At 55.2% G+C, this 11,715-nt stretch carries 9 protein-coding genes; all 9 read right to left on the bottom strand.

What is annotated here, in order from left to right:
- Positions 1-383: hypothetical protein (locus tag KGI06_05720; protein MDE1871707.1), on the bottom strand; the 383-nt coding region annotated here is incomplete at its 3' end.
- Between the two features lie 325 nt (positions 384-708).
- Entirely contained in the window at positions 709-1,293 is a 585-nt protein-coding gene (locus tag KGI06_05725) for a hypothetical protein (GenBank protein ID MDE1871708.1), read from the bottom strand.
- 29 nt (positions 1,294-1,322) lie between these two features.
- Positions 1,323-1,718: a hypothetical protein gene (locus tag KGI06_05730; GenBank protein ID MDE1871709.1), complete on the bottom strand. Its 396-nt coding sequence runs from the start codon at positions 1,716-1,718 to the stop codon at positions 1,323-1,325.
- A 10-nt stretch (positions 1,719-1,728) separates the two neighbouring features.
- Positions 1,729-2,115, bottom strand: coding sequence for a hypothetical protein (locus KGI06_05735; protein ID MDE1871710.1), 387 nt, complete (start codon positions 2,113-2,115; stop codon positions 1,729-1,731).
- The gene (locus KGI06_05740; protein MDE1871711.1) at positions 2,088-3,110 is read right to left on the bottom strand and encodes a hypothetical protein; all 1,023 of its coding nucleotides are present in this window, start codon (positions 3,108-3,110) and stop codon (positions 2,088-2,090) included. The genes KGI06_05735 and KGI06_05740 overlap by 28 nt, the downstream gene beginning before the upstream one ends.
- 992 nt (positions 3,111-4,102) lie before the next feature.
- Positions 4,103-4,489: a hypothetical protein gene (locus tag KGI06_05745; protein ID MDE1871712.1), complete on the bottom strand. Its 387-nt coding sequence runs from the start codon at positions 4,487-4,489 to the stop codon at positions 4,103-4,105.
- A gap of 301 nt (positions 4,490-4,790) precedes the next feature.
- Positions 4,791-6,098: a hypothetical protein gene (locus KGI06_05750; GenBank protein MDE1871713.1), complete on the bottom strand. Its 1,308-nt coding sequence runs from the start codon at positions 6,096-6,098 to the stop codon at positions 4,791-4,793.
- Positions 6,008-10,696 carry a hypothetical protein gene (locus KGI06_05755; protein MDE1871714.1) on the bottom strand — a complete coding sequence of 1,563 codons (4,689 nt, stop codon included), beginning with the start codon at positions 10,694-10,696 and terminating at the stop codon, positions 6,008-6,010. Before KGI06_05755 ends, KGI06_05750 begins: the two co-directional genes overlap by 91 nt.
- Positions 10,697-11,098: 402 nt before the next feature.
- A partial coding sequence (locus tag KGI06_05760; protein ID MDE1871715.1) for a hypothetical protein occupies positions 11,099-11,715 on the bottom strand: 617 nt, incomplete at its 5' end.

An 11,715-nucleotide genomic window follows, 5' to 3' on the forward strand; every position in this document is an offset into this window, starting at 1 on the left:
CGCCGGCTGTCGCAGCGAGCCAGTAGCGGCCGCCCGACGGCTGACGCACGGGAAGCGACGTATTGGGAGCAGAACACGGATTTTCCGTGGTTCTGAACGTGTGTCAGGAACGCCAGCACGCCGAGATAGTTGTACGGCAGGCCGATGTCCTGACCGAAATACGTAATGAGCGCCTGGTCCTGGGCCTTGGTCAGCGGCGGGTCAAAGCGCAGAAATTCAACTGGCGTGCCCCGCGTATGCAATGCGCTGACCGAAGTTGAGTTTTTCACGCCGCCCGACCACGCTTCGACGCATGAGCCGAGCGAGAAATAGTGAAGCTTCTTCAGGTCCGCACCGCCTTTCACCATGCCGATTGCCACCGCTTCAGCTTGCGCGTCAAACACCCAAGCAGCATGCGAGAACGGCGACCACGTTAGCCATTCGATTACGCGAGAGGGGAACAGCGATTTGCCGCGATAGAGGGCGATGCGCACGGGCTAATGCTGGGGTGGTTGATTGCCGGGTTGATGTTCGACGAGCCATTGAATTTCCGACGGGGCCATCCAACCTTTTCCGTTCTCGGTTGATTTGCAATCATGCCAGTTTTTATCGGAACATTCACCGTAAATGGCAGCGCGGAGTTGTCTGACTTGTTGCTCGGTCATAAGCCTTAAAAGCGGGGCCGTCGCTGGGACGAGAGCCGACGGCCCCTGGTCGGAGGAATGCCGACTAAAATGTCAGACCAGCGAACGCGGAAAGCAATTGATTGTTCTTCGGGAACTGCGCCCCGAGGCCGACGCCCGCGTAGAAGTTTTGGCCGAGCGCCTTTTTGAAGCGCACGCCGACTTCGCCAAACAGACGCGAATCCCAATGCTCGCCCGCCGCCAGCGGGTCAAGGTAGCTGCCGCCGTCCAGATAGAGCGTGGTCTTAACGTCCCAGAGGATTGCCGAAAGGCCGAGGCCGCCCTGAACGCTGATGAGCGAACCCATGACACCCTCATTGCGCGTCACGCATTCGAGCGAGATAGCCGTTTGAACGGCTGAACTTGTGCTGGGCGTTGGCCGCCACAGGTCGTATGAGCCAGCGAGGTCATTGAGCAGCGGATGGCTGCTGCCTTGCATGGCCGTTGCGCCGGTCCACAGGTCGAAGCGGTTCAGCCGAAACGTCACGAGGTTGGTGTTGAACGCCGTGAAGTAGCCGAACACGGTATTTTCCAGTCCATTGATGCCCGACGGCGGCGGGTTGGTGTTGACCTGCGCCGAGGCGAGCGCGAGGGATGCGAGTAACAGCAGGCTAGTCAGTAACTTTTTCATTGTTCCTTTCGTTTAGGTTTGGGGTGAAATTATGGCTTCGGGTTTGGGTCGCTTGGCTTAACGTCCGACTTCCTAAAAAAATCCGTGTTGCCCAAATTGAACTTGCTGCCAATCCAATCCTCAATCTTCGCCAGCGCATAATAGTGCAGCATCCACGCGGCGAACCCGATAATCAGCCCCACAAGCAGGTTGCGCATGGTCCAGATGCGGGCAGGCATCGCCGTCGCTCGCGGGTCGGCCAGGATGAGCATGAGCACTGAGCCGCTGAGGATGACAACAACGGGGATGGCGTTGTTGGGGAACGCTTTGAGGAACCGCAGCACATAGCCAATGACGATACACCCGAACAGCACGAGCGCAGCGGCGGGAAGTCCCTGGATGCGGTCGAGGATTGAAAGAACGTCGTTGAGCTTGTCGAGGTTCATTCGATTCCCATTACTTTACTTTAACTGCGCTATTGGTGTAAAGCGAAATATTATCACTGGCCGTGATGCCGTCGCGGTCCTCGATGTGGGCAACGCGAGAGCTCAAGCCGATGATGCTGCTGCGGTTGTCGTTCACCTGCCGTTGAACGCCGTGCATTTGAGCTGATGCCTCAACGCGCCAATCCTTGAGCGAAGTAACGTCCTGTTGCAGCGAGCCTATGCGCCCGTCCTGTATCTGCTGCCCGGCATCCAGGGCGTCAAACTGATGGTCATATCGTTCGATGGTTCTCTTGCCGAGGAATATCAGGACCGCGAGCAAGCCGGTGTTGATGTTCGGTGCGAAGTGTTTCACGACTGATACAGCTCGTTTCATGATGGTGATGCTACGGTTGTCCATGGAACGGTTGATAATTTCTCGTCGCCGCTGTAGCGCATGTCCTCACGCGAGAACGAGATAAATCGTCCGGGGATGTCCGGTGCGTCGAAAGCGATCTGCGTGCCGTCGTTTTGGTCAAGCAGCCATTTGGCCGACATGCACCGGCCTCCAATCCATTGAATCTGCGGGTAAACGCCCTTCTGAATGACAATCGCGTAATCCATCACGCCGGGGTCAACGTTCCAACCGCTGGCCGTTAGGATTGGCCGATATCCCACGTCGAGCGCCACGCCAGCAAATGCCGGGTCGCTACCGAAAGTCAGCACCGTGCAGGCCGGACTGATAGCCTTTTCGTATTTGATGCCGCTGACCTCCATGTTATGGGCGCCGCCCTCGAAAATCATGCTCGGCGCGTTGCCGTCTCCGCTCAGGTTCTCGATGCACGCCTTGCCTTGGTTGCCGTGCTGCGGGAACAGCGGATTGCGGTAGAAATGGACGCCTGAGTTCAGCGAGCCGCCGACAAGGTTGTCGCGCATCGTCAGCGTCGCGCAGTTGCCGGTGATGCAGAACCCAAGCGCGTTGCCGGCACACCGTTCGATGATGAACAGTTCGCCGGGATTGTGCGCCATGAGTCCGGAGAAGATGCCCTGAACGCGATTCGGGTTGGCGAACCGCACGTTGCGGAATACCGCGTTGTGGCAATACTCGCCCGTCAGGTAGCTCTGCGTCTGGAGCAGGCCGCATGGGGCTACCGTGCTCAGGCCATTGACCACCGGGTTGGTGTTGCGAAACCCCGGCAGCGGGATGATGCTCGCGCAAGGGGCACTCTCGCCGCACCACGGGTCGCCTTCGATGCTGCAAGCGTTGGGAATGACCAGTGGACGGCTGATTGCGACGGTTTTGCCCACTGGCAGCTTGAAGCTGCGCGGGCCAATTGCCATCGCCGTCAAAGCGGCTTGCAGCGCAACTGTGTCGTCGGTGACGCCATCGGCGATTATTGGAGGGATGGTGGTCATTCGCAGTCTCTCACGAGTGGTCGTATGGCAGAATTAATCTTCATGATGTCAGCCACGTAGAGGCTCACGCCCGAACCATTGATATTGGCGTGCTTCACCAATTCATCCAATGAAGCAAGAATGTCGGAACAAAACACCGCCGCTCCTTCGTATTCTCCGCAGAGACACATGCGGTCGGCACCAACAATTATGTGAGGGTTTTTCATATTCATGGCCGATACTCCCCATTCGTCCCCGGCATCGGCCAGGGCTTGTCGTGCTCGTGCTGGTCCACACCAGGCCACGCACAACCGGAGAAGATGAGCACCAGCATGCCGACGAGCAATACGAAGGCAATCAGGATGCAAACACCGTCTTTGATTTCATCGTCGAGTTTCACGCCTTAATTAATCCTGTCCGGATCGCTTTGCTCGTTTGGCCGTCAGTTCGCCTGGGTGTCAAATGTATTGCATTCATCGTCCTGATATCGTTACGGTTTGGGCTCTGACTCGATTTGCAATAACCTGCCGATTTAGAATCGGATAGGTTACCTGCTGGCTGAAAACGCTTTCAAACCCGTTCGTGTCAACAGCTGTCGCCGCAAAAAAATATCGGACACCATTTGTTATCTCGATTGTCGCATTGGTTGCTGTCCCGACCATAACCGAGTTGGTATAGACGCCCGGTCGCACTCCGTAATAGACGTTGTAGTTGGTGATAGTGACTGAATCACCGGGGTAAGATGGGTCCCAACCCAGAGTTACGTTGATGCCAGCGAATATCGAGAGGCACAGCATTGTCAGGCATACTGATAAGATTATGGATTTTGAACTCATGTGTATGGCTCTCTCAGCTGATAGTGCCTCGCCGCGACATATTTGAATTTTCATCAGTCGATGGGTTTTGGGATGGCCAGACAGCGCATTAGGTAAAGTGCCCTCAAAGCCCGTATCTCATATTCGGCTTGCACGATTTCCCGTTTGCGCCGGATGCGAATGTATTCGGTGATCATGTCAATGTCGGTCGTTGGCAATAGCTTGCTGGATTCGCAGCAACTTCGCTCGGAGTCGTTTGGTGTCGTCATCACTTATCTCCGGATTGTCCAAGGAATTTAGCAATACCATTTCTTCCGCCTTCATGTTTTTGAGCGATTCATCATTCATGGTGTCAACTTCCAACCAGCGTACCCCGGTTACCCCGGTTGCGTTACCGCCCCTCGCTTCCATTTGGAGACGTGCCAGTTTTATAAGAGTATCCGTACACTTGCAAAGGGTGTCGGCCTGCGGAACATCGACTACGCCCTCCGCTGCCTTACCGGCCGCAGCGAGCAACGCAGCGGCTAAATCGTTGATAGTCTTTATCGTGACTGGATTTCTTTCAGACGTAATCTTCTTTTCCATATTATTTCAGCGCGTTTAAGTTTCACAATGTCCGGCGGCCACACGATAGCCGGGATTGCGGTTCCCTGCGACAACAGTTTTCTGACATACCAATCGGTGAGGCGTTCCCGCAACCTGCTTGAGTAAATGTGCTTCGGTGCAGGCCTTGGATGGTCGCGCCTGTAAATCGCTCTTCGTTTTACATTGTAACAGTGGCGGCAGAAACGAAACTTGTGCCGCTTCGACCCAGTGATCTCCAATGGCGCTCCGCATTTGTTGCACATTGCCGCAATCAGAGTCAAGGCCATGTTGCGTCGCGCCCTCATTTATAGTTGGAAGAAATAGTAGCATAATCCGAAAGCGTAGTCTGGTTGTGAAAGGTTCCGCTTGAACTACCTGGCACGACATAGCTGGCGCTCTTAGTCAAATTGATGAAGTCCGCGCCGTTGCCATGCAGATAAGACGATGCGGAAGATGAGAGGTAGAAGCAACTTGCGCTTGTCGTCAAGGATGGAAACGGACCCGCGCCGAAGATGAATGATACGGTGTTTGTGTTGCCCGTCAAACCAGAACAGTCGTAGAAGGCATAAGAAATATCTGTTAATCCCGTTAACGCACTTAATGAAGGAATGGAGCCTGTTAAACCAGAACAGTTGTAGAAGGCACCAGCAATACTAGTTAATCCCGTTAACGCACTTAATGAAGGAATGGAGCCTGTTAAACCAGAACAGTCATTGAAAGCAAAAGCCATATCTGTTAATCCCGTTAACGCACTTAATGAAGGAATGGGGCCCGTCAAACCAGAACAGTTGTAGAAGGCAAAAGAAATATCTCTTAATCCCGTTAACGCACTTAATGAAGGAATGGAGCCTGTTAAACCAGAACAGTTGTAGAAGGCACCAGCAATACTAGTTAATCCCGTTAACGCACTTAATGAAGGAATGGGGCCTGTCAAACCAGAACAGTTAGCGAAAGCATAAGAAATAGTAGTTAATCCCGTTAACGCACTTAATGAAGGAATGGAGCCTGTTAAACCAGAACAGTTATCGAAAGCAGCAGCAATACTAGTTAATCCCGTTAACGCACTTAATGAAGGAATGGAACCTGTCAAACCAGAACAGTTGTAGAAGGCATCAGCAAGATCCGTGATATCGGTCATTCCATTCGGCGGACTTAGGATGCGAGTCAGCCTAAAATAGCCGACCGTGCCATTAAAAGAGATCGCGGTTGTTGTCCCTGAACTTTCGCGCATCGTAAATATGTTCGATCCCGCCAAAGTGTAGATGTTCGTCACGGTGAGAGTTCCGGTGTAGCTGTGGTCGCCGGTGCCATCGCCCCAGTTCACGATGCGAGTCCCTGCTCCCGTAAACGAGATAGCAAAAGGCGCATTATTGGTTTCGGTGACGTTAGAGAAATACCAGCGGTCGCCGAGAAAAGCACCACCGCCCGCGTAAAACTTCATGAACGGCGCACGCACGGTGCTGATTGACGCTTGGGCGAACGCCGTCAGGCAGGAGATGAGAAAGATAAATGTTATCCTCATGGCACGGAGATCGTGTTGTATTGCGCGTTGGTGAGCGGCCAAGTGACCTTCAAACTGATTGCCCACTCGTTGTTTGTCGAAGTCCAATAAGGCGATCCGCCCCACGATTGGAGCTGGAAGATGACCGGCTGGCTTTTAGTGACCGTCCCAGCAATCGTGATTCCATTTGGCCATGCCCAATTGGTTGAAATTGTCCCGGTGCCCAATGCGAGGTTATTGGTCATCACCTGCGCCGTGCCGAGCGCCGTGCCATAGACCGCTCCAGAGAGAGCGAAAACATTTGTGATGTCGTGCGCTCCGGTGATGTTGGCGTTGGTGCCGCTGACGACGCAGACCGCCGCTGTCACCGCGCCGCCACCATAGTATTCAGGAACATCGCATTGGAGAAGCAGGTTGTTTGTGCCGGAGACCGAGATGGCATAGGCTTTGAAGCTTGGTCCCGCGCTTTGCAGATTGGTGCTGTAAGGCCCTGGCGTGTTGGTGCTCCACGTTGCGGGCAGCGTGTCGCCGGGCCACGCGGATGACAGGTCGTAGGTGACGGTGTGGACATAGCCGGTGAGGACGCCAGCGTTGAGGTTTGTCAACCCTCCGCCATTCCCATAAAACCCGGTGGCGGTGATGACGCCGGTATTAGTCTGATTGCCGCCGTAGAAAAACGCGCTCCCAAGGGCATTGCTTATCGTCGTGCCAGCGCTCGCGATGCTAACAGCATTGGTGTTGTATTTGTCGCCCTGAAACAGGAAGCCGGAATTCCATGAGCCGATCTGGGAACCCGCTGAGTCGTAGAGATACCTGGCACCATAGCTCAGCGACAGAACGCCGCTGTTGTCATACAATGCGTGAAGGCTCCAATCCTCGGCAAGGATGGGCGTGGCTGACAGGTCGTAAACCTGATGAAAGCTGCTGTCCATCAGTAGCGCGTTCTTGGGCGTATAAACGTCGAGATTGGTTAGCGTGCTCGTGCCGGTGCCGACGAAACCGGCTGCTTTAATCGTGCCGGTATTCGTCGTATTACCCCCAGTCGAGAATACGCTTCCGAGATTATTGCTCGTCGTGACGCCGCCGCTGTTCACCACAAGCGCATTGGTCTCGTATTTGTCGCCGTAGTTGGTTGAGCCGAATGTCGTCAGGTTTGTCAGGTAGCCACTGCCGACAAAGGCCAGTGCCTTCAGCGTTCCCGTATTGGTCTGGTTGCCACCGACAAAGACGGCGCTGCCGAGGTTGTTGCTGATCACGATGTCCAAGCCGACGAATGCTCCGAATCCATTTGTCTGATGCAGGTCGCCATAGGCCACGGTCGCATTGGTGAACACGACAGCCGAGCCGCCCGCGGTCGAAGCGATGGTGACGTTCGTTCCGCCGCTGGCGTTCTGCGCGTAGCTCAGCGTGATGTTCGCGCCAGCTGTCAGACCGTTGGTGACGATCTGGCTGTTGCTATCCGTGCCGAGGATAAAGACATTGGTTTTGCCGGTGTAGAAATTTCCAGTGACATTGAAGTTCGAGGTCGTAATTGTGTCGGCGGTGAGCGTGCCATCGTGCCAGAGCAGGGATGAGCCGTCGATGTTGGTGAAGTAAATGCCCGTCGAGGTATCCCAAATCTGGAGATTGGTAAAGGTCGGCCCGTAGTAGGCCGTGCCTCCCGAGCTTGTCAGCGTCGTTCCATCATAGGTCAACCCGCTCAGCGTCACCTTTTGCTCCTTCCCATTCGCATCTGTGCCGACAATTCCGGTGGCCCCGACGCCATTATTGGTTATTCCCGCAGCAGTCAACTGCGCGGAGAAATAAGCATTTGCGTTGCCTGCAAACGTGCCGCCGATGCTGAGCGAGCCACTGTTTGTCTGGTTGCCCCCGGTGAACGTCGCGCTGCCAAGGTTGTTGCTCGCAATGAGGTCGATAGTCCCGAATGAGCCAAAGCCGTTCACGTTCGCCGCGCTGCCATAAATGGCAATCTGATTCGTGCCAGGCAAACCAGTGCCGCCGGATGGCGTGCTGTAAGTCACATTGCCCGCGCCGTCGTTGTGCAGCCAGCCTGTAGCGTTCGGGATGCTCTTGGACCCCTTATTAGCATCGGCCATCAAAACTGTGCTGGCAGTCCAACTCAGGTTGGTTTCGCCGTTGGTGGCGGTGATGCCCGAGGTAAAAATATTGCTCTGGAAACGCGCCGATTGTTGGGCGTCAATAATCAGTGCTGGAACCGGAGCGCCTCCATACGTCGAAGCCGTGTCGAACTGGATGGCCGTAGGCCCAACCGCCCCGCCGCCATTGGGGTTGTAACCAAAGCTAAGCGTATCCGACGCTGACAAACCGAGATACCCAAATAGGTTCAGATCCCCGGATAAAATGCCTATGGCAGCCGTTGCTGTTTGCGGGGTGCCGTTGGTGTTGCGCCAGCCCATGATCATCCCGCTCTTTGGCGTGTTGGAGATTACCTCAACGCCAAGATTCTGCGACCCGCCAATAGTGGTCGGGTTTGACCCGCTGCGCCAAGGGAGCATCCTCGACGTAGGCACGCTCATCCAGGTGTTCGTGTTGAAGAGGCACGTTATCAGGTCCGCGGTATCGGGGAACTGGCCCTGCGACCCGCCAATATCGACCTCCGGCAGCTCGGTCGCGTAGCAAACGGTCTGATTTGAGTCGTCAATCCTGAACCAATTCTTGCGCGGCACAGCCGTGGACACCGTGGATGGCAGCGTGACTTTGATCGCGTTCTGATTGTTCGGGTTGATGAAATGGAACATGAAGCGGTTGGTGTTATTGGCCCAGGTGAAGTTATTCCGAATCACGCTGAACTCGCCCTGGCAATTCCCGTTTAACACGAAAGCGTAAGGCGTCGAGTTGTTCCCCGTGCCGTCCTCCACATCCGTGCCGACGTATTTAAGCGCAACTGTGTGGTCGGCGTAAAGCATCTGGCCATCGCACTCGTTATTCTCAATCAACTGACCGTTTCCCGTGTCGAAGCCCGCCCCGGTTCCGATGAGCCATATCGCGTAATGATTGGTCGCAAAATTCGGGTAGCCGGTTATCCCCAGAAAATTGTCGTTGATATGACAAGTGTCGTCGTGAGCATCTATAATATCGGCGGTGCTGTTCATTTGCAGGTTGCAATGATCTACGTGCATCGAGACCACATTCGAGAACACGATCCCGCACTGGACCCACTCAACGGTCACGTCGTGGATACGCGCATACGACGCGCCGATGCCCCCACTGTTCACTCCAGGTTGACCAATGAAAATCCCGCTCACTGTGTAGTTGCTGCTGACTGTTCCCCCGTTATTGGGATAATTGGCCGGGTTGTAACCTGCCCCATACAGCTTGAAGTGGTCCAGTTCGGCGCCTTGCAAGTTCGTGTCGCCGTTGACCGACACAAACTCGATCAAGTTGCCGCTCGTGAGGTTGGTACTCCATAACAGCGTGTGCTCTTTGTCCCCATACAGCCGAAAGCTGTTCGTCACGTTGCCGATGTTTCCGCTGCCGGACCCAGGGTTTGGCGTGTTGGCATAGAGCTTCAATTTGGACTGAAGCTGGTACTGCCCAGGCGGCATATAAACCGAGCCGCCGTTTGTATGCTGATACGTAATCGCGGCGTTGATGCCCGCTGCGGCGTCCGCTGACCCGTCCGCCGGCGCATTGAACGGTGGCTGCGTGACGTTGATAACCTGCTGCAAGTTCCCCGTAAACGTCCCGGTAAAGCTGCCGTTTGTCGTGCTGGGAATGCCGGGGAGGACTTGGTTATTGGTGACGCCGGAGCCGCCACCTGTCTGAGCCACCCACGTCAGATAGCCGTCAGATTGAATTGCGGGCACGTAACCTGACGTAGGTGCACCGCGCACACTATTGGTCTGGATGATGCCGACAAGATTCGTGGTCGAGTAATTGGTAAGCAGGGCCGCATTGCCCGTGAATGTTCCAACGAACGGAACTCGGCCATAAATTTGATTGGTCAACACGTCTAAGACATCGGTCGCAGTCGGAGAGCCGACGTTGAACTCAAAGCCGGGAATGTTTGGTCCGGTGTAAGGCACGAGCGCATCGGTGAACGGAGACTTGCCGTAGATGATGGGATTGTAAAGGTTGTTGTTGGTGCCAGACCCGCCCGAATAGTTGACGTAAGGGCCGCTGGATACTCCGGGCACCCAAGCGAAGTTTGTCCCGGTGGCATCGACTTGGGGGAACAGGCCAGCGGCAACGGAATTGGTGGAGCGCAAGTCCTGCGGAGGCAACGGCAATGCCCCCGTATTTGTGCCAAGAGCCGACAGCAGCGCATCAATCTGCGGCATTGTGTAATAATTGGTCTGCGGGTTGGGCCAAGAAGGATTAAACGTGCGTCCCAACGATGCCAGCGGTGTCGTGTTGGTTGTGGTGGTCTGGACCTGAATCTTGAATATCTCGTTGTAACTCTGCCCCTGGATGCTTAGCAGGTAATTGCCCCATAAGATGTTGGTGAATGCGAAATATCCGTTCGTATCGCTTTGCACGCTCAAAGGCGCGACGGTGATAAAGGTCTGGTTGAATGTCCTCGGATTGGGACTCACGAGCGTAAGCGTGCAATTAATCCCGGACTGGGGCGCAACCCCGTAATCGCCAACATAGCCGGTGAGCAGGTTGGTTTGAATCGGTAGTTGCGCAATCGCCATCATCGGCAGCAGCACCAACAGCAGCAAGAGCGCCTTACGCATGAACATAGTTTGGTGATTCATAATAATTAGTCAAGTGGCCTTCATTCATTCCATTTGCGTTCCGGGCACTGAGATGTTGCCAGCCAAACCTTTACCCGCGTGCAACCGCACTTTAGCGACATGCACTTACCCAAGCCGAATCTGGCTTTTGGATCCCACAGCGGGCATTGAGCGCAGGTTGCGCGGCGGTCCATTGCAACTTCCTTGCTCGTAATCGGGAACCCGGCCTTGGCCCATGCGGCAATGGCTTCCGTAAAATTCTCGGCAAGCTGAGCAAATGACGGGTCTTGCGGCATGGGCATTGGCGCAACCGCTGGCGCTGGAGAAAGCGGAGCGCCACCAATACTCGGGACTGGACGTGCAGCCACGCTCTGCCTGCCGCCAAATAGTTGTATGCGCTTTTCCATCTTAGATTCCCAGGGCCTTTGCCGCGTCCTGATACGTGGCTGAGGGTTCGACAAACTTCATGGTCGGCTGCGGCGGCTTCCAATGATTGAACTGCGGCCGCCAAATCGCCACGCCCGGAACGCCGACTGCCCCGGCCAGGTGCGCCACGCCGTCCTCATCCCCGATAAAGCCTGCACAACCGGCAACAAGCCCAGCGGTTACGCTCAGTGGTTCTCCCGCGGTGGTGCGCGTGGACGTGGGAAATCCAGCCTGCGCTGCCAGGCGAGGGGCAACCCCCAGGTCGCGTGGTCCGCATACCAGCAAAATGCCAACCCCTTTCTGCCGGAGATAGCGGAACATTCCTTGCCATCCCTGCCAGTGTTTGAAATTCGCGCATGGATGAAGCGCAATAAGTCCAGGGGTTTCCGGCGATTTGACAACGGACAGGTTAGGAACCGACCCCGGCGCAGCCTTTGGGTTGACCCCTTTCCTGATCTGGTCGCAAACTGGCTGAGTGGAATTTGGGTCGATGCGTGCGGCCACACGCTGAGTCGCGTTGATGCTTTTATGCGACGGGTAATCGTCTCGGGAATTAACAAAGAGGTCATAGTGGCCGTTGGCGACAAAGCCACGCGAAT

It is taken from the genome of Candidatus Micrarchaeota archaeon (assembly GCA_028866575.1).
GTDB lineage: Archaea > Micrarchaeota > Micrarchaeia > Micrarchaeales > Micrarchaeaceae > UBA12276.